This window comes from Ramlibacter sp. 2FC (assembly GCF_005503345.1).
Lineage (GTDB): Bacteria > Pseudomonadota > Gammaproteobacteria > Burkholderiales > Burkholderiaceae_C > SCMQ01.
In genome coordinates this window covers 16,285-33,074 of sequence record NZ_SCMM01000008.1, presented here as the reverse complement: position 1 = coordinate 33,074, position 16,790 = coordinate 16,285, and the positions used below count along the sequence as shown (strand labels likewise).

The 16,790-nt window shown below is 69.0% G+C and carries 19 protein-coding genes; 13 read left to right on the top strand and 6 right to left on the bottom strand.

Annotated features, from left to right (window positions below):
• Positions 1 to 7 precede the first annotated feature (7 nt).
• Entirely contained in the window at positions 8 to 976 is a 969-nt protein-coding gene (locus FFS10_RS05480) for a tripartite tricarboxylate transporter substrate binding protein (protein WP_137892373.1), read from the top strand.
• On the opposite strand, the gene mnmA is transcribed toward FFS10_RS05480, so the two are convergent.
• Genes mnmA through FFS10_RS05465 form a run of 3 tightly spaced genes read right to left on the bottom strand, consistent with a single transcriptional unit; the run spans position 977 to position 3,381 of the window.
• Positions 977 to 2,086: a tRNA 2-thiouridine(34) synthase MnmA gene (mnmA, locus tag FFS10_RS05475; protein WP_137892371.1), complete on the bottom strand. Its 1,110-nt coding sequence runs from the start codon at positions 2,084 to 2,086 to the stop codon at positions 977 to 979.
• A 54-nt stretch (positions 2,087 to 2,140) separates the two neighbouring features.
• Positions 2,141 to 2,896, bottom strand: coding sequence for a sulfite exporter TauE/SafE family protein (locus tag FFS10_RS05470; protein ID WP_137892369.1), 756 nt, complete (start codon positions 2,894 to 2,896; stop codon positions 2,141 to 2,143).
• Positions 2,896 to 3,381 (bottom strand): NUDIX hydrolase, encoded by a 486-nt coding sequence (locus tag FFS10_RS05465; protein WP_137892367.1) that lies wholly within the window; start codon positions 3,379 to 3,381, stop codon positions 2,896 to 2,898. Before FFS10_RS05465 ends, FFS10_RS05470 begins: the two co-directional genes overlap by 1 nt.
• 156 nt (positions 3,382 to 3,537) lie before the next feature.
• On the opposite strand from FFS10_RS05465, the gene FFS10_RS05460 reads away from it, so the two are divergent.
• From FFS10_RS05460 to FFS10_RS05440, 5 genes are all read left to right on the top strand, one after another.
• A complete protein-coding gene (locus FFS10_RS05460) occupies positions 3,538 to 4,653 on the top strand; it encodes a Re/Si-specific NAD(P)(+) transhydrogenase subunit alpha (protein ID WP_137892365.1) in 1,116 nt (371 codons plus the stop codon).
• Between the two features lie 2 nt (positions 4,654 to 4,655).
• The gene (locus FFS10_RS05455; protein ID WP_137892363.1) at positions 4,656 to 4,967 is read left to right on the top strand and encodes an NAD(P) transhydrogenase subunit alpha part 2; all 312 of its coding nucleotides are present in this window, start codon (positions 4,656 to 4,658) and stop codon (positions 4,965 to 4,967) included.
• Between the two features lies 1 nt (position 4,968).
• Entirely contained in the window at positions 4,969 to 6,390 is a 1,422-nt protein-coding gene (locus FFS10_RS05450) for an NAD(P)(+) transhydrogenase (Re/Si-specific) subunit beta (protein WP_137892361.1), read from the top strand.
• A 63-nt stretch (positions 6,391 to 6,453) separates the two neighbouring features.
• Positions 6,454 to 8,124 carry a long-chain-fatty-acid--CoA ligase gene (locus tag FFS10_RS05445; RefSeq protein ID WP_137892359.1) on the top strand — a complete coding sequence of 557 codons (1,671 nt, stop codon included), beginning with the start codon at positions 6,454 to 6,456 and terminating at the stop codon, positions 8,122 to 8,124.
• Positions 8,125 to 8,146: 22 nt separating this feature from the next.
• Complete coding sequence (locus tag FFS10_RS05440) at positions 8,147 to 8,905, top strand: 5'-methylthioadenosine/adenosylhomocysteine nucleosidase (protein WP_137892357.1); 759 nt, start codon at positions 8,147 to 8,149, stop codon at positions 8,903 to 8,905.
• 15 nt (positions 8,906 to 8,920) lie between these two features.
• Here FFS10_RS05440 and corA read toward each other — a convergent pair whose 3' ends face one another.
• Positions 8,921 to 9,907 carry a magnesium/cobalt transporter CorA gene (gene corA, locus FFS10_RS05435; RefSeq protein WP_137892355.1) on the bottom strand — a complete coding sequence of 329 codons (987 nt, stop codon included), beginning with the start codon at positions 9,905 to 9,907 and terminating at the stop codon, positions 8,921 to 8,923.
• A 157-nt stretch (positions 9,908 to 10,064) separates the two neighbouring features.
• Positions 10,065 to 11,267, bottom strand: a complete 1,203-nt coding sequence (locus FFS10_RS05430; protein ID WP_137892353.1) for a patatin-like phospholipase family protein — start codon at positions 11,265 to 11,267, stop codon at positions 10,065 to 10,067.
• A 328-nt stretch (positions 11,268 to 11,595) separates the two neighbouring features.
• Here FFS10_RS05430 and hpf point away from each other — a divergent pair, with 328 nt between their 5' ends.
• From hpf to hprK, 3 genes are all read left to right on the top strand, one after another.
• A complete protein-coding gene (gene hpf / locus FFS10_RS05425) occupies positions 11,596 to 11,925 on the top strand; it encodes a ribosome hibernation-promoting factor, HPF/YfiA family (RefSeq protein WP_137892351.1) in 330 nt (109 codons plus the stop codon).
• A 132-nt stretch (positions 11,926 to 12,057) separates the two neighbouring features.
• On the top strand, positions 12,058 to 12,525 hold the full coding sequence (locus tag FFS10_RS05420) for a PTS sugar transporter subunit IIA (protein WP_137892349.1): 468 nt from the start codon (positions 12,058 to 12,060) through the stop codon (positions 12,523 to 12,525).
• A gap of 36 nt (positions 12,526 to 12,561) precedes the next feature.
• The gene (gene hprK / locus FFS10_RS05415; RefSeq protein WP_137892347.1) at positions 12,562 to 13,515 is read left to right on the top strand and encodes an HPr(Ser) kinase/phosphatase; all 954 of its coding nucleotides are present in this window, start codon (positions 12,562 to 12,564) and stop codon (positions 13,513 to 13,515) included.
• A gap of 96 nt (positions 13,516 to 13,611) precedes the next feature.
• Here the strand turns inward: hprK and fur are convergent, their stop codons facing one another.
• Entirely contained in the window at positions 13,612 to 14,052 is a 441-nt protein-coding gene (fur, locus tag FFS10_RS05410; protein WP_137892345.1) for a ferric iron uptake transcriptional regulator, read from the bottom strand.
• A gap of 84 nt (positions 14,053 to 14,136) precedes the next feature.
• Here fur and FFS10_RS05405 point away from each other — a divergent pair, with 84 nt between their 5' ends.
• Genes FFS10_RS05405 through FFS10_RS05390 form a run of 4 tightly spaced genes read left to right on the top strand, consistent with a single transcriptional unit; the run spans position 14,137 to position 16,708 of the window.
• Complete coding sequence (locus FFS10_RS05405) at positions 14,137 to 14,697, top strand: outer membrane protein assembly factor BamE (protein ID WP_137892343.1); 561 nt, start codon at positions 14,137 to 14,139, stop codon at positions 14,695 to 14,697.
• A gap of 41 nt (positions 14,698 to 14,738) precedes the next feature.
• Complete coding sequence (dapB, locus tag FFS10_RS05400) at positions 14,739 to 15,575, top strand: 4-hydroxy-tetrahydrodipicolinate reductase (RefSeq protein ID WP_137892342.1); 837 nt, start codon at positions 14,739 to 14,741, stop codon at positions 15,573 to 15,575.
• A 16-nt stretch (positions 15,576 to 15,591) separates the two neighbouring features.
• Complete coding sequence (locus FFS10_RS05395) at positions 15,592 to 16,245, top strand: MotA/TolQ/ExbB proton channel family protein (RefSeq protein ID WP_137892340.1); 654 nt, start codon at positions 15,592 to 15,594, stop codon at positions 16,243 to 16,245.
• Between the two features lie 28 nt (positions 16,246 to 16,273).
• Positions 16,274 to 16,708 (top strand): ExbD/TolR family protein, encoded by a 435-nt coding sequence (locus FFS10_RS05390; protein ID WP_137892338.1) that lies wholly within the window; start codon positions 16,274 to 16,276, stop codon positions 16,706 to 16,708.
• Positions 16,709 to 16,790: the final 82 nt, after the last annotated feature.

Here is a 16,790-nt window from a genome sequence, read left to right as displayed (position 1 = left end):
CAACCTCATGAAAACCGCATCCCATGTCCTGCGCGCCCTGATCGGCGGCCTCTGCCTGTGCGCCGCCGCGGCGGCCCAGGCCTTCCCGGATCGCACCATCACCCTGGTCGTGCCGACCGCGGCCGGCGGGGGCAACGACGCCATGGCGCGCATCCTGGCCCAGGGCATGGCGCCCCTGCTGGGCCAGAGCGTGATCGTCGAGAACAAGCCCGGGGCCAACGGCGCCATCGCCAGCGAGGCCGTGGCGCGGGCCGCCGCCGACGGCCACACCATCCTGTTCGGCTACGTGGCCACGCACGGCATGAACCCGGCCTTGCAGAAGCTGCGCTACGACCCGCAGGCTGACTTCGAGCCCGTGGGCCTGGTGGGCTACTCGCCGACGTTGATGGTGGCCAACCCCGCGCTCAAGGCCAGGGACGGCAAGGCGCTGATCGCCCAGCTCAAGAGCCAGCCCGGCAAGTTCAGCTACGCCTCGGCCGGCAACGGCACGGCGCCGCATTTCGCGGCCGAGCTGTTCAAGATGAGCGCCGGCGTGGACTTGGTCCATGTGCCCTACAAGGGCTCGGCGCCGGCGGTCGCCGACACCATCGGCGGCCACACGCAGCTGATGTTCCCCAGCCTGTTCACCGGCCTGCCGCAGGTCAAGGCCGGCAAGCTGCAGGCGGTGGCGATCGCGGGCGACAAGCGCTCGGCCGCCCTGCCCGATGTGCCGACCCTCAAGGAGCTGGGCGTGGACGGCGTCAACGTGACCCAGTGGTACGCCCTGTTCGCCCCGGCGAAGACGCCCAAGGCGGTGGTCGAAAAGCTCAATACGGCGCTCAACAAGGTGCTGAGCCGCCCCGAGGTGATCAAGCAGATCGAGGGCCATGGCGCGGACGTGGAGACCAGCTCGCCCGAGCAGCTGCGCAAGCTGGTCGGCGAGGACCTGGCCAAGTGGAAGCGCGTGGTGCAGCAGGCCAGGCTCAGCGCCGACTGATCAGGCGGACCCCGCGATCACCCCGCCGCCCAGGCAGACCTCGCCGTCGTAGAGCACGGCGCTCTGGCCCGGGGTCACGGCCCATTGCGGCTCGTCGAAATGCAGGCTGAACTGGTCGGGCATCTCGCGGCGCAGCTCGCAGGTGGCGTCGGCCTGGCGGTAACGGGTCTTGGCCGCGTAGCGGCCCGGGGCCGGCGCCTCGCCGGCGCACCAGCTGGCGTCCGCGGCCTCCAGGGTTTGCGACAGCAGCCAGGGGTGGTCGTGGCCCTGCACCACCCACAGCGTGTTCTTCTCGATGTCCTTGCGCGCGACGAACCAGGGCGCGTGCTCGCCGCCGCCCTTTTGCTCACCCTTGGCCTTGATGCCGCCTATCCCCAGGCCCTGGCGCTGGCCCAGGGTGTAGAAGGACAGGCCCACATGCCGGGCTATGGTGCGGCCGCGTTCGTCCTTGATCGGGCCGGGCTCCTTGCTGATGTAGCGGTTGAGGAACTCGCGGAACGGCCGCTCGCCGATGAAGCAGATGCCGGTCGAGTCCTTCTTCTTCGCATTGGGCAGGCCGATCTCGGCCGCGATGCGGCGCACCTCGGTCTTGTGCAGCTCACCGACCGGGAACAGGGTCTTGGACAGCTGGGCCTGGTTCAGGCGGTGCAGGAAGTAGCTCTGGTCCTTGGACGGGTCCAGGCCCTTGAGCAGCTCGTGCCGGCCGGTCGCAGCGTTCAGCCGCACCCTCGCATAGTGACCCGTGGCGATCTTCTCGGCGCCCAGGCGCATCGCATGGTCAAGAAAGGACTTGAACTTGATCTCGGCGTTGCAGAGGATGTCGGGATTGGGCGTGCGACCGGCCTGGTACTCGCGCAGGAACTCGGCGAACACGCGGTCCTTGTACTCGGCCGCGAAGTTGGCATGCTCGATCTCGATGCCGATCACGTCGGCCACGCTGGCCGCGTCGACGAAGTCGATGTTCGACGAGCAGTACTCGCTGTCGTCATCGTCCTCCCAGTTCTTCATGAAGATGCCGACGACCTCGTAGCCCTGCTGCTTGAGCAGCCAGGCGCTGACCGCCGAATCCACGCCGCCGGACAGGCCGACGACCACACGTTGTTTTGACATGCCCAAATTGTAGGCAAGCGGGCCCAGCCCGGCGCCCACGGGGGCATCGGGCGCTCAGCCCGCGCGCTGGAAGAACAGGGCGCTCATGACCAGGCCGGTGGCGATCACGATGGCGCGCACCCAGGTCACCGGCAGCCGGCGCGCCAGCCGCGCGCCAGCCAGGCCTCCGGCCGTGGCCGCCGCCATCATCAGCAGCGCCTGGGGCCAGACGATGGCGCCGGCCCAGGCGAAGGCCGCGACCGACAGCAGCGAGAGCACCAGGGAGTTGAGGTTCTTGAGCGCGTTCACCGTGTTCAGGCGCGACTCGCCGGTCAGCGTGTACAGCGCCATCAGCAGTATGCCCAGGCCGCCGTTGAAATAGCCGCCGTAGACCGCGGTCGCCAGCAGGCCGGGCTGGCGCCAGGTCTGCCAGGCCTGGCCGTCCTGGCCGGCGCTGCGCGTCAGCAGGGGGCCGAGCGCGAACAGCGCGGTGGCGAACAGCAGCAGCCAGGGCACCAGGCCGGCGAACAGCCGGGCCGGCGTCACCAGCAGCAGCAGGGCGCCGGCCAGGCCGCCCAGGGCGGACAGCAGCAGTTCCCGCCGCAGCAATGCGTCGGGCAGGGCGCGCAGTTCGGGCCGGAAGCCCAGGGTGCTGCCCAGGTAGCCGGGGCTCACGGCCAGCGCGCTCGTGGCGTTGGCGGCGATAGCCGGCACGCCGGTGAACACCAGGGCGGGAAAGGTCAGGAAGCTGCCGCCGCCGGCAATGGCGTTGAGCACGCCTGCGCCGAAGGCCGCGACGCCGAGCAGGGCGAAACCCGCTGCGCCGTCCATCAGTCCTGACCTGCAGTCACGGCCGCGTCGGTGTGGATCAGGCCCAGCGGGAAGCGCTGGCCGGCCAGGTGGTCCTCGATGCAGCGCAGCACCAGGGGGCTGCGGTGGCGCGCGGCGCTAGCGCGTACCTCTTCGGGCGTGAGCCACAGCGTGCGCACGATGCCCTGGTCCAGCGCCCGCGTGGTATCGAATTCGCCGAGCTCTCCGCAGAAGGCGAAGCGCACATAGGTGATGTCCTCGCCCGTGGCCGGGCGCTGGAAGCGCGAGAGGTAGACGCCGACCAGGGCCGTGGGCAAGAAGGCGTGGGCGGTCTCCTCCAGCGCCTCGCGCGCGCAGCCCTGGGCCGGCGTCTCTCCGGGGTCCAGATGGCCGGCCGGGTTGTTCAGGCGCAGGCCCTCGGGCGTGTGTTCCTCGACCAGCAGGTACTTGCCGCCGCGTTCGATCACGGCGGCCACGGTGACGCTGGGTTTCCATCGGGTGTCCATGCGGAGATTATCGGCGCGGCCCACGTGCTGTCGCGCGGGCGGCGGCCCTGTCATCAAAATCCCGCACAATGGGGGGGCGGGTTGTAAGCTGGCCGACAGCAAGCCTTGCACCCCTGTCTACACAAATATCAATCAACTTGTCAGAGGAGTTGCCCCATGCTGATAGGCATCCCCGCCGAGACCCAGGCGGGTGAAACCCGTGTTGCCGTCACACCCGAGACGGCCAAGAAACTCAAGGCCCAAGGCCATACGGTGCGCATCCAGTCGGGCGCGGGCGTGGCCGCCAGCGTGCCCGATGCCGCCTACGAGGCCGCCGGCGCCGAGATCTGCGACGCCGCCGGCGCCCTCGGCTGCGAGCTGGTGCTCAAGGTGCGCGCGCCGCTGGACGGCGAGCTCGCGCTCATGAAGTCCGGCACGGCCGTGGTCGGCATGCTCAACCCCTTCGACGCCGAGGGCCTGGCCCGCATGGCCGCCGCAGGCCTGACCAGCTTTGCCCTGGAAGCCGCCCCGCGCACCACCCGCGCCCAGAGCATGGACGTGCTGTCGTCCCAGGCCAACATCGCCGGCTACAAGGCCGTGATGATCGCCGCCGACCAATACCAGCGCTTCTTCCCCATGCTCATGACCGCGGCCGGCACCGTCAAGGCCGCACGCGTGGTCATCCTGGGCGTGGGCGTGGCCGGCCTGCAGGCCATCGCCACCGCCAAGCGCCTGGGCGCCGTGATCGAGGCCTCCGACGTGCGCCCCAGCGTCAAGGAGCAGGTCGAGAGCCTGGGCGCCAAGTTCATCGACGTGCCCTACGAGACCCAGGAGGAGAAGGACGCCGCCGAGGGCGTGGGCGGCTACGCCCGCCCCATGCCGCCCTCGTGGCTGGAGCGCCAGAAAGCCGAGGTCGCCAAGCGCGTGGCCCAGGCCGACGTGGTCATCACCACCGCCCTGATCCCCGGCCGAGCCGCCCCCGTGCTCGTCACCGAGGAGATGGTCAAGGCCATGAAGCCCGGCAGCGTGATCGTCGACCTGGCCGCGCCCCAGGGCGGCAACTGCCCGCTCACCGAAGCCGGCCGCACGGTCATCAAGCACGGCGTCACCCTGGTCGGCGAGACCAACCTGCCCGCGCTCGTGGCCGCCGACGCCTCGGCGCTGTACGCGCGCAACGTGCTCGACTTCCTCAAGCTGGTTTTGCCCAAGGAAGGCGCGCTCAACATCGACCTGGCCGACGACATCGTCGCCGCCTGCCTGATGACCCAGGGTGGCGAAGTCAAGAGGAAATAAGCATGGAAGCCGTCTCTCCCACCCTCGTCAACCTCATCATCTTCGTGCTCGCCATCTACGTCGGCTACCACGTGGTGTGGAACGTCACGCCCGCGCTGCACACCCCGCTGATGGCCGTCACCAACGCCATCTCCGCCATCGTCATCGTCGGCGCCATGCTGGCCGCCGCCCTGACCGAAACCACGCTGGGCAAGAGCATGGGCGTGCTGGCCGTGGCCCTGGCCGCCGTCAACGTCTTCGGCGGCTTCCTGGTCACCCGGCGCATGCTCGAGATGTTCAAGAAGAAAGACAAAAAGACCCCGGAGGGCAAGTGAAATGAGCATGAACCTCGTCACCCTGCTGTACCTCATCGCCAGCATCTGCTTCATCCAGGCCCTGAAGGGCCTGTCCCACCCCACCAGCTCTATCCGAGGCAACCTGTTCGGCATGAGCGGCATGGCCATTGCCATCCTGACCACCGCCGCGCTGATCGTCGAGCTGGCCGGCGGCGCCCAGGGCATGGTCTGGGTCTTCGTCGGTCTGCTGGCCGGCGGCGGCCTGGGCGCCGTCATGGCCAAGCGTGTGGAGATGACCAAGATGCCCGAGCTGGTGGCCTTCATGCACAGCATGATCGGCCTGGCCGCGGTGTTCATCGCCATCGCCGCCGTGGCCGAGCCGCATGCCTTCGGCATCACCGCGCGCGGCGCGCTCATCCCCGCGGGCAACCGGCTGGAGCTGTTCCTGGGCGCGGCCATAGGCGCCATCACCTTCAGCGGCTCCGTGATCGCCTTCGGCAAGCTCTCGGGCAAGTACAAGTTCCGGCTGTTCCGCGGCGCGCCCGTGCAGTTCCAGGGTCAGCACATGCTGAACCTGGCGCTGGGCCTGTCCACCCTCGCGCTGGGCGTGGTGTTCAGCGTCACCGAGAGCTGGCCGGCCTTCTTCCTGATGCTGGCCCTGTCCTTCGTGCTGGGCGTGCTGATCATCATCCCGATCGGCGGCGCCGACATGCCGGTGGTGGTGTCCATGCTCAACAGCTATTCGGGCTGGGCGGCCGCGGGCATCGGCTTCTCGCTGAACAACAGCATGCTGATCATCGCCGGCAGCCTGGTGGGCAGCTCGGGCGCGATCCTGTCCTACATCATGTGCAAGGCCATGAACCGCTCGTTCTTCAACGTGATCCTGGGCGGCTTCGGCGGCGAGACCAGCGCGGCCGCGGTCGGCAACGGCGAGCAAAGGCCGGTCAAGAGCGGCAGCGCCGACGACGCGGCCTACATCCTGGGCAACGCCGAGACCGTGATCATCGTGCCCGGCTACGGCCTGGCGGTGGCGCGCGCGCAGCATGCCGTGAACGAGCTGGCCGAGAAGCTGACCCACAAGGGCGTGACGGTGAAGTACGCCATCCACCCGGTGGCCGGGCGCATGCCGGGGCACATGAACGTGCTGCTGGCCGAGGCCGAGGTGCCCTACGACCAGGTGTTCGAGATGGAGGACATCAACGGCGAGTTCGGCCAGGCCGACGTGGCCATCATCCTGGGCGCCAACGACGTGGTGAACCCGGCGGCGCTGCAAAAGGGCAGCACCATCTACGGCATGCCGATCCTGGAGGCCTACAAGGCCAAGACCGTGATCGTGAACAAGCGCTCCATGGCCGCGGGCTATGCGGGCCTGGACAACGAGCTGTTCTACATGGACAAGACCATGATGGTCTTCGGCGACGCCAAGAAGGTGGTCGAGGACATGGTCAAGGCCGTGGACTGAGGGGCCGGGGGTGGCCTTGGCTGACAATGGCAACCCTCACAAGAAATGTATGGAGAGACAAGCATGACCGAGCGCATCTGGCTCAGCAGCTACCCCCCGGGGGTGCCCGCCGATATCGACCCCGGACAGTACCGCTCCCTGGTGGCGCTGATGGAGGAAAGCTTCCAGAAGTACGCGGACCGCACGGCCTACAGCTTCATGGGCCAGGAGATCAGCTATGCGCGCACCGACGCGCTGAGCCGCGCCCTTGCGGCCTATCTGCAGGGGCTGGGCCTGGCCAAGGGCGAGCGCGTGGCCATCATGATGCCCAACGTGCCGCAGTACCCGGTCGCCGTGGCTGCCATCCTGCGCGCCGGCTACGTGGTGGTCAACGTGAACCCCTTGTACACGCCGCGCGAGCTCGAGCACCAGCTCAAGGACTCGGGCGCCAAGGCCATCATCATCATCGAGAACTTCGCCAAGACGCTGGAGCAGTGCATCGCGAACACGCCGGTGCAGCATGTGGTGCTGTGCACCATGGGCGACCAGCTCGGCCTGCTCAAGGGCGCCGTGGTCAACTACGTGGTGCGCCATGTCAAGAAGCTGGTGCCGCCCTTCCAGCTGCCGGGCGCGGTGCGTTTCAACGACGCGCTGGCCCAGGGTGAGCGCGGCGCGTTCCGCCAGCCCGAGCTCGGCCCCGACGACGTCGCGCTGCTGCAGTACACGGGCGGCACCACCGGGGTCGCCAAGGGTGCCGTGCTGCTGCACCGCAACGTGATCGCCAACGTGCTGCAGTCCGAGGCCTGGAACGATCCGGTGATGAAGAAGGTCCCGGCCGGCGAGCAGATCACCAGCGTCTGCGCGCTGCCGCTCTACCACATCTTCGCCTTCACGGTGAACATGATGCTGTCCATGCGCAATGGCGGCAAGACCATCCTGATTCCCAACCCGCGCGACCTGCCGGCGGTGCTCAAGGAGCTGGCCAAGCACCGCTTTCACAGCTTCCCGGCGGTCAACACGCTGTTCAACGCGCTGGCCCACCATCCGGATTTCAACACCGTCGACTGGAGCAACCTCAAGGTCTCGGTGGGCGGCGGCATGGCGGTGCAGGGCGCGGTGGCCCAGCTCTGGCTGGAGAAGACCGGCTGTCCGATCTGCGAGGGCTACGGCCTGTCGGAGACCAGCCCCTCGGTCAGCTGCAATCCGGTGACCAGCACCGAGTTCACGGGCACCATCGGCGTGCCCATCCCCAGCACCGTGATGAAACTGATCGACGACGAGGGCCGCGAGGTAGCGCCGGGCCAGCCGGGCGAGATCGCCATCCAGGGGCCGCAGGTGATGGCCGGCTACTGGCAGCGCCCCGACGAAACCGCCAAGGTCATGACCGCCGACGGCTTCTTCAAGACCGGCGACATCGGCGTGGTGGACGCGCGCGGCTTCTTCAAGATCGTCGACCGCAAGAAGGACATGATCCTGGTCAGCGGCTTCAACGTCTATCCGAACGAGGTCGAGGAGGTCGTGGCGGGCTGCCCCGGCGTGCTCGAATGCGCGGCTGTCGGCGTGCCCGACGAGCGCTCGGGCGAGGCGGTGAAGCTGGTCATCGTCAAGAAGGACCCGGCGCTGACCGAGGCCCAGGTGCGCGAGTTCTGCAAGGCCAACCTCACGGGCTACAAGCAGCCCAAGCTGGTCGAGTTCCGCAGCGAGCTGCCCAAGACGCCGGTCGGCAAGATCCTGCGCCGCGAGCTGCGCGGCTAGAACCTGCGCACCGGCCTTCGCCATGACCCGCACCGCCATCGTCAGCGCCCTGCGCGAGGAGCTCGCGGCCGTGCTCGAGCTCATGCCCGACGAGCAGCGCCAGGTGGTCGCGGGCCGCGAGTTCTGGCGCGGCCACCTGCACGGCTACGAGGTGGTGGCCGCGCTCTCGGGCATAGGCAAGGTGGCGGCGGCGACCACGGCCACGCTGCTGATCGAGCGCTTCAAGGTCGACGACGTGCTGTTCACCGGTGTCGCGGGCGGCCTCGCGCCCGGCGTGCGAGTGGGCGACCTGGTGGTGGCGAGCGAATTCCTGCAGCACGACATGGACGCCTCGCCGCTGTTTCCGCGCTACGAGATCCCCGGCACCGGGCTGAGCCGCCTGCCGGCCGACCAGGCGCTGACGGCCACGCTGTCGCGCGCGGCGCAGGCTGCACTGGCGGACTTGCCGCATCTGCTCGATCCGGCCGCGCGGCAGGAATTCGGCCTGCAGGCGCCGCGCCTGCACCGGGGCCTGCTGGTCAGCGGGGACCGTTTCGTCGCCAGCGCGGCCGAGAGCCAGGCGCTGCAGCAGGCGCTGCCCGAGGCGCTGGCGGTCGAGATGGAGGGCGCGGCCTTCGCGCAGGTGTGCCGCGACTTCGGCGTGCCGCTGGCCGTGGTGCGCACCGTCTCGGATCGCGCCGACGACGCGGCCCATGTCGACTTCCTGCGCTTCCTGCGCGGCGTGGCCAGCCCCTACAGCGCGGCCGTGCTCGAGCATTTCTTCAAGACCCTGGCGATCTGAGCGCCAGGCCCTGGCCTACTTGAGCCAGCCGCGCTTGCGGAAGTACCACATCGGCACCATGGCGCTGGCCACCATCAGGGCCAGGGCCCAGGGGTAGCCCCAGCTCTGGGCCAGCTCGGGCATGTGCTGGAAGTTCATGCCGTAGATGCTGGCGATCAGCGTGGGCGGCAGCAGCGCCACGCTGGCCACCGAGAAGATCTTGATGATCTTGTTCTGGTTGATGTTGATGAAACCCACGGTGGCGTCCATCAGGAAGTTGATCTTGTCGAACAGGAAGGCGGTGTGCGAGTCCAGCGAGTCGATGTCGCGCAGGATCTGGCGCGCGTCCTCGAACTGCTCGGCGTTGAGCATCTTGCTGCGCATCATGAAGCTGACCGCGCGGCGCGTGTCCATCACGTTGCGGCGTATGCGCCCGTTCAGGTCCTCCTGGCGCGCGATCGCGCCCAGCACTTCGCCGGCCATGGCGTCGGTCACGTCGCCCGACAGCACCAGCTTGCCGGCCTTTTCCAGCTTGTCGTAGATGTCCTCCAGCGTGTCGGCCGAGTATTCGGCGTCGGCGTCGAACAGCTTGAGCAGCACTTCCTTGGCATCCTCGATCAGGCCAGGGGCGCGGCGCGCGCGCATGCGCAGCAGGCGGAACACCGGCACGTCCTCGTCGTGGATGGAGAACAGCACGCCGCGGCTCTTGAGCTCGGTGTTGTGCTGGTTCAGGATGAAGGCCACGCGCACCGTGCGCGGCTCGTCCTCGTCGGCGATCAGGAAGTCGCTGCGGATGTGCAGCTCGCCGTTGTCTTCTTCATAGAAGCGCGCGGATTCCTCGATGTCCTCGTCCATCGCGTCTTCCGGGATGGACAGGCCGTAGTACTGCTTGATCCAGCGCTTTTCCTCCAGGGTCGGCGATTCGAGGTCGACCCAGATCGGCTGGAACTTGGACAGCTCCTCCAGCGACTCGATTTCCTCCTGGAACAGTCGCCCGTTGGCAAGCGTGAAGATGTTGAGCATGGCTCACTCCCTTGGGTTGGTCGGGTCTGGCGGCGGCGATGTGACGCTTTCAACCCCCGGGCCAGCAAGGGAGTCGAAAGCTACCGACTGGGGTAGGTTTCCACGGAGCGATCTCCAAAAAGGCGGTGACAGTGCCGGTAATTATCGCACTGCGGCGTCAGATTTCGTGGTCCAGAAAGGCCAGCAGCTCGTGCCGGCGCGCATAGGCGTCGCGCTCGCCCAACGCCATCAGCGCCTCGACGAAACCGGGCTCGAACAGCAGGTAGCTGGCCAGGGCGGCGCCGCCGCCGCGCAGCGCGCCCAGGCCGCGCAGCGCGTTGCGCGTGTCGCGCGGCAATTCGTGCGCATGGGCCTGGGCCAGGGCGTCGAGCGACTCGCTGGGCTGTATCGACAGCACCTCCACGCCGCGGTAGGGCAGGCGCGCGGCCACCTCCGGCGGCAGCTGGCGCAAGGCCTGGTTGACGCGCCGCGCCTGCTCCACGTCGGCCTGCAGGGTGTCGTGGAACACGCTGGCCATGGCGTGGCCGGCGATGCTGCCCAGCGAGGGTGGGCGCATGCCGGCCGGGCCGCCGGCCAGGCTCGAGCGCTGGGGCTGGCCCACGCCTATCGCCAGCACCTTGCGCGCGCCCAGGTGCAGGGCCGGCGAGAGCGGCGCGATCTGCCGCATCGAGCCGTCGCCGAAGAACTCGCGCGCGCCGTCGACCCACAGCGGCGTGGCCGGAAACAGGAAGGGCAGGGCGCTGGAAGCCATCAGGTGCTCGATGGTGATGGGCTGGAATTCGGCGCGCCGGCCGGGCAGCCGCCAGCCCGTCACCCGCTCGTCGCGCGCGCGGTGGCAGAAGGTCCAGTGCGCGCCGCTGGTGTAGCTCGAGGCGGTGACGGCCAGCGTGTCGATCGCGCCCTCCTGCAGCGCCAGCTCCAGGTCGGCCAGCGGGATGGCGCGGTGCAGGGTGTCGACCAGGGGCATGCTGTCCAGCGCCGCGCCATGGGCGCGCGCCGCCAGCGACAGCCGCAGCGCGGTGACCCAGCGGCTCGAGCGTGCCCAGGTCGAGACATGGAGGGCGTAGACGTCGGAAGAGCGGATCTGGCGCCAGAAGCTCGCCAGTTGCTCGAACGCCGCCAGGCCCAGGCGCGCGCGGCAGGCCAGGTAGGCCGCGTTCAGCGCGCCGGCCGAGGTGCCGACCAGCAGCTGGAACGGGAAGGGCGCCGAAGGCTGGGGCCCCAGCGCCAGCATGGCGCCCAGCGCGCGCAGCACCCCCGCCTGGTAGGCCGTGCGGGCTCCGCCGCCCATCAGGACCAGGCCGCACAGCGGGCGTTGCGGCGAGGTGGCGCTGGCGTGAAACAGGGTGTCGGGGTTCATGCGGGAGGTGGTGGGGCGGTGGATTCACGGTGCCGGCGGCCCCCTGCGGGTCCTGCGCGTCACCGTGGGCTCAGGCTGCCGATGGTAGCCGCGCAGCGGCGCCCGCCCGGGGAGGATGCGGGCGGCGGTTTGTTCGGGAGCTTTGTCCTGCCTCAAGGTTTTGCACTTCAACGGTACAGGGGTATGGCCGCCGGGGATTGCATTTCACGGGCGCAGGGCGCATAGTGGATTCGCATTACAGCGTTTTGACACTCCCGAAGCAGTTCCCCCGGCCGCTGGCACGCGAGGCAGCGGCCTTTTCCACCCCGAGAGCAACAGGAGGCTACTCATGAACTTGACGATCAGCGGTCACCACCTCGAAGTCACCCCTGCCCTGCGCACCTACGTGACCACCAAGCTTGATCGCATCGCCCGGCACTTTGACCAGGTTGTGGACGTGAAAGTGCTGCTAACCGTCGAGAAGCAGAAGGAGAAGGAAAAGAGACAGCGCGCCGAATGCAATATCCATGTCAAGGGTAACGACCTGTTTGCCGAGAGTTCGCACGAGGACCTCTATGCCGCCGTCGACGAACTGGTCGACAAGCTGGACCGCCAGGTCGTGCGCCACAAGACCAAGGTGCAGTCCCACAACCATGAGTGCGCCAAGCGCCTGATGTGAGACCGCAGCGGGCGCCTGCCCGAAGCCGCACGGCCAGCCGTGCGGCTTTTTTTTTGGGTCGGCGGCGCCGGCTGGGCTCCGTCCGATTTCATTGCGCGAAATCGGGGCGGGTGCATAATCCCCAAACTGCCCATGAACCGCCTCGCGTCCATTCTTCCCCCCTCGCAAGTTCTCGTGAGCGTCGACGCCACCAGCAAGAAGCGCGCTTTCGAGGAAGCTGGCCTGCTGTTCGAGAACCTGCACGGCCTGTCCCGCGCCCTGGTCACCGACAGCCTGTTCGCGCGCGAGCGCCTGGGCTCCACCGGCCTGGGCCATGGTGTGGCCATCCCGCATGGCCGCATCAAGGGGCTGAAGGCGCCGATGGCGGCGGTGTTCCAGCTGGCCCAGCCGATAGGCTTCGACGCCCCCGACGAGCAGCCCGTGGTGCTGCTGATCTTCCTTCTTGTGCCCGAGGCCGCCACGCAGAAGCACCTGGAGATCCTGTCCGAGATCGCCGAGCTGCTCAGCGACGCGCCGCTGCGCGAGAGAATCAAGGCCAGCGCCTCGGCGCAGGAACTGCACGGCCTGATCGCCAATTGGCAGTCGGCCCAGTCCGCCTGATCCGGGCGCCAACCGACCGCAGCAAGCTTACGGCCTGTGAAGCCCACCGTCATCAGCGCCGACGTGCTGTTCGAAGACCACCGGGCCACGCTCAAGTGGGAATGGGTGGCCGGCCTGGGGGCTTCCGAGCGGCGCTTCGACGAGGTGGCCATCCGCGCCGCGCGCTCGGGCGCCGACCTGGTCGGCTACCTGAACTACATCCACCCCTACCGCGTGCAGACCCTGGGCGAGCGCGAGGTCGCCTACCTGACCAACGCCACGCCCGAGGACTGCGCGCGCCGCATCGCCCGCATCGTGACGCTGGAGCCGCCGGTGCTGGTGCTGTGCGACGGCCAGGCCGCGCCCGAGGCCCTGCTGTCCATGTGCGAGCGCGCCCAGATCCCGATGTTCGCCACGCGCGAGTCCTCGGCCTTCGTGATCGACGTGCTGCGCGCCTACCTGTCCAAGCATTTCGCCGACCGCACCTCCATGCACGGCGTGTTCATGGACATTCTGGGCCTGGGTGTGCTGATCACCGGCGAGTCGGGCCTGGGCAAGAGCGAGCTCGGGCTGGAGCTGATCTCGCGCGGCAACGGCCTGGTGGCCGACGACGCGGTCGACCTGTACCGCATCAACCAGACCACCATCGAAGGCCGCTGTCCCGACCTGCTGCAGAACCTGCTCGAGGTGCGTGGCATCGGCCTGCTCGACATCCGCGCGATCTTCGGCGAGACCGCGGTGCGCCGCAAGATGCGGCTCAAGCTCATCGTGCACCTGGTGCGCAAGGAGACGCTGGAGCGCGAATACGAGCGCCTGCCCTACGAACCGCTGACCCAGGACGTGCTGGGCATCCCGGTGCGCAAGGTGGTGATCCAGGTGGTGGCCGGACGCAACATCGCCGTGCTGGTGGAGGCGGCCGTGCGCAACAGCATCCTGCAGCTGCGCGGCATAGACACCTACCAGGAATTCGTCGAGCGGCATCGCCGCGCCATGGAGCGCGGCGAGCTCTGAAATTTAGCCCCCACGCTTGTCACTTCGTGTACTTCTCTGCCCCCCGAGGGGGCCCCAGCCGCCTTGGGGCGGTCCGGCGGCGGCTGGACGCCGGCCTCAGCCGCGCGTGTTGGGCGGCCGGTTCGGGCAGGGGTTCTTGGTGCAGTGGGCGTACAGGCTCAACGCGTGGTCGGCGATGGCAAAGCCCTTGTCCGTGGCCACGGCCTGCTGTCGCTTCTCGATCTCGGCGTCGTAGAACTCCTCCACCTTGCCGCAGTCCAGGCAGACCAGGTGGTCGTGGTGCTGCCCTTCGTTGAGCTCGTAGACCGCCTTGCCGCTCTCGAAGTGGCTGCGGCTCAGGATGCCGGCCTGCTCGAACTGCGTCAGCACCCGGTAGACGGTGGCCAGGCCGATGTCCGAGTGCTCCTGCAGCAGCACGCGGAACACGTCTTCGGCCGTCATGTGGCGCAGCGCGCCCTTCTGGAAGATCTCCAGGATCTTCAGGCGCGGCAGCGTGGCCTTCAGGCCGGTGCTCTTGAGTTCGTCGATGTTGACCATGCGTGTCCTTCCGTTCAGGGCGCTCGCGGCCAGCCCAGGGGGCTGCCGCTACAATGGCCCGATCATATTGCCTCAGCCTGATCCATGCCTGTTCTCCTGCGTTCACGCCTTCGATCGGCGCCCTTGCTGGCCCTGGTGCTCGCGGCCGGCGCGGCGCTGAGCGGCTGCGGTAGCCTCGATGGTGCCAGCAACCGCCTGTCCGGTCTGGTCACGCCCTACAAACCCGAGGTGGTGCAGGGCAATTTCGTCTCCAAGGAGCAGGTCGAGGCGCTGCAGCCCGGCATGAGCCGCCTGCAGGTGCGCGATGTGCTGGGCACGCCGCTGCTGGCCAGCCTGTTCCACGCCGACCGCTGGGACTATGTCTTCACGCTGCGCCGCCAGGGCGTGGCGCCGCAGAGCTACAAGCTGGTGCTGTTCTTCAAGGGCGACGAGCTCGAGCGCTTCGAGGGCGACACCATGCCCAGCGAGACCGAATTCGTGGCGCGCGTCGATACCGGGCGCAAGCCGGGCAAGGTCCCGGTGCTCGAGGCGTCCGAGGAGGCGCTGGCCAAGTTCCCGCCGGCGCGCGACACCGGCAAGGACGCCCCGGCCGCCGAGGCGCCGCTGCCCGCCAGCTACCCGCCGCTGGAGCCCTCGGCGCGCTGAGCCGGCCCCGGGGTCCAGGCCCTCTGATTGCGAAGGAAAAGATGAATTCCGTCACCGACACCCAGGCCGGCACGGCGCGACACCAGGTCGCCGTGGCCGGCGCCAGCGGCCGCATGGGCCATATGCTGATCGAGGCCATCCGCGCCTCGGGCGATTGCGCGATTGCGGGCGCGCTCGACATCGTGGGCAGCCCGGCCCTGGGCGCCGACGCCTGCGCCTTCCTGGGCCAGAGCAGCGGCGTGGCCGTGACGGCCGACCTGGCCGCGGGGCTGCGCAACGCCCAGGCGCTGATCGACTTCACGCGCCCCGAGGGCACGATGGACCACCTCAAGGTCTGCCGCGAGCGTGGCATCAAGCTCGTGATCGGCACCACCGGCTTCACCGAGGCGCAGAAGGCCGAGATCACCGCTGCGGCGCGGGACATCGCCATCGTCATGGCGCCCAACATGAGCGTGGGCGTCAACGTCACGCTCAAGCTGCTCGAGATGGCGGCCAAGGCCCTGTCCACCGGCTACGACATCGAGATCATCGAGGCCCACCACCGGCACAAGGTCGACGCGCCCTCGGGCACGGCGCTGAAGATGGGCGAGGTGATCGCCGGCGCCCTGGGCCGCGACCTCAAGGACTGCGCGGTCTACGCACGCGAGGGCGTGACCGGCGAGCGCGATCCCTCGAGCATAGGCTTCGCCACCATCCGCGGCGGCGACATCGTGGGCGACCACACGGTGCTGTTCGCCGGCACCGGCGAGCGCATCGAGATCACGCACAAGTCGTCCAGCCGTGCCACCTACGCCCAGGGCAGCCTGCGCGCGGTGCGCTTCCTGGCCGGCCAGGCCAACGGCCTGTACGACATGTTCGACGTGCTGAACCTGCGCTGAGCGACGGAGCCGCCGCATGAACCTGATCGAGCTGCTGGCCCAGGGTGACGCGGTCAGCCGGCTCGTGTCCCTGCTGCTGCTGGCCATGTCGGTGGCCAGCTGGGTGGTGATCCTGTGGAAGGCCTGGCTGGTCCGGCGCGCCTCGCGCGACGTGGCGCGCAGCGTCGCAGCGTTCTGGCAGGCCCCCTCGATCGACGAGGCGCGCGGCCGGGTGGCGAGCTTCGACCGGGAAGGCCTGGTCCTGCCCCTGATCGCCGCCACCGGCTTGGCCGCGATCGGCACGCTGGCGGCCGCCGGCGAGCGCTCGCAGCAGCTCACGCGCGTGCTGCGCGACGCCCTGCACGCGGTGCTGCACAAGCTGCACTTCGGCCAGGTGCTGCTGGCCACCGTGGGTTCCACCGCCCCCTTCGTCGGCCTGCTGGGCACCGTCTGGGGCATCTACCACGCGCTGACCGGCATTGCCCACACCGACCAGGTCACTCTGGACCAGGTGGCCGGCCCGGTCGGCGAGGCGCTGATCATGACGGCCGCCGGCCTGTTCGTGGCCATTCCCGCCGTGCTGGCCTACAACGTGTTCGGGCGCCACATCGGCCGCATCGAGGCCGACCTGGAGGGCTTCGCGCGCGACCTGCGCGAGCTGCTGGCGCACCGCGGCGCCGGGGACGTCTGAGCCGCCGGCCCGGCCGCAGGAGCAGCGCATGAGTTTCGGCCGCCTCGAACGCAGCAAGGGTCCCCGGCCCATGAGCGAGATCAACATGACGCCGCTGGTCGACGTGATGCTGGTGCTGGTGGTCATTTTCATCGTGACCGCGCCCCTGCTGGGCAGCTCGATCCGGCTCGACCTGCCGCGCAGCGAGGCGGCCCGCCCCGACGAGGCGGCCCAGGCCGTCACCCTGGTGGTCGACCGCAACGGCCAGGCCTACCTGGACGACCGGCCGGTGCGCGACGCCGAGCTGGCCCAGCGCCTAGCACAGGCCGCGGCCCTGGCCCCCGACACCGAGGTGCAGCTGCGCGCCGACGCCGGCGTGCCCTATGGCCGCATGGTCGAGCTGGTGGGCCTGGCGCAGCAGGCCGGTCTCAGCCGCATCGGCTTCATGGCCGAGGCGCCCCGGGCGACCGCAAATCCCCCCTGAAAAGCCCGTTCGGCCCTTTCCCGGGCTTTTTGTGATGCTATGGTTTGATGAGCGCTGCTGCCCGAGAGCCCGTCCGGCCGGC

Coding starts and splice junctions, on each gene's coding strand:
- FFS10_RS05405 (WP_137892343.1), top strand. CDS start 14,137: ATGCCTGTTCTCCTGCGTTCACGCCTTCGATCGGCGCCCTTGCTGGCC.
- FFS10_RS05450 (WP_137892361.1), top strand. CDS start 4,969: ATGAGCATGAACCTCGTCACCCTGCTGTACCTCATCGCCAGCATCTGC.
- FFS10_RS05480 (WP_137892373.1), top strand. CDS start 8: ATGAAAACCGCATCCCATGTCCTGCGCGCCCTGATCGGCGGCCTCTGC.
- FFS10_RS05440 (WP_137892357.1), top strand. CDS start 8,147: ATGACCCGCACCGCCATCGTCAGCGCCCTGCGCGAGGAGCTCGCGGCC.
- FFS10_RS05430 (WP_137892353.1), bottom strand. CDS start 11,267: ATGAACCCCGACACCCTGTTTCACGCCAGCGCCACCTCGCCGCAACGC.
- FFS10_RS05455 (WP_137892363.1), top strand. CDS start 4,656: ATGGAAGCCGTCTCTCCCACCCTCGTCAACCTCATCATCTTCGTGCTC.
- hpf (WP_137892351.1), top strand. CDS start 11,596: ATGAACTTGACGATCAGCGGTCACCACCTCGAAGTCACCCCTGCCCTG.
- FFS10_RS05390 (WP_137892338.1), top strand. CDS start 16,274: ATGAGTTTCGGCCGCCTCGAACGCAGCAAGGGTCCCCGGCCCATGAGC.
- FFS10_RS05445 (WP_137892359.1), top strand. CDS start 6,454: ATGACCGAGCGCATCTGGCTCAGCAGCTACCCCCCGGGGGTGCCCGCC.
- FFS10_RS05420 (WP_137892349.1), top strand. CDS start 12,058: ATGAACCGCCTCGCGTCCATTCTTCCCCCCTCGCAAGTTCTCGTGAGC.
- fur (WP_137892345.1), bottom strand. CDS start 14,052: ATGGTCAACATCGACGAACTCAAGAGCACCGGCCTGAAGGCCACGCTG.
- FFS10_RS05460 (WP_137892365.1), top strand. CDS start 3,538: ATGCTGATAGGCATCCCCGCCGAGACCCAGGCGGGTGAAACCCGTGTT.
- FFS10_RS05465 (WP_137892367.1), bottom strand. CDS start 3,381: ATGGACACCCGATGGAAACCCAGCGTCACCGTGGCCGCCGTGATCGAA.
- mnmA (WP_137892371.1), bottom strand. CDS start 2,086: ATGTCAAAACAACGTGTGGTCGTCGGCCTGTCCGGCGGCGTGGATTCG.
- dapB (WP_137892342.1), top strand. CDS start 14,739: ATGAATTCCGTCACCGACACCCAGGCCGGCACGGCGCGACACCAGGTC.
- FFS10_RS05470 (WP_137892369.1), bottom strand. CDS start 2,896: ATGGACGGCGCAGCGGGTTTCGCCCTGCTCGGCGTCGCGGCCTTCGGC.
- corA (WP_137892355.1), bottom strand. CDS start 9,907: ATGCTCAACATCTTCACGCTTGCCAACGGGCGACTGTTCCAGGAGGAA.
- FFS10_RS05395 (WP_137892340.1), top strand. CDS start 15,592: ATGAACCTGATCGAGCTGCTGGCCCAGGGTGACGCGGTCAGCCGGCTC.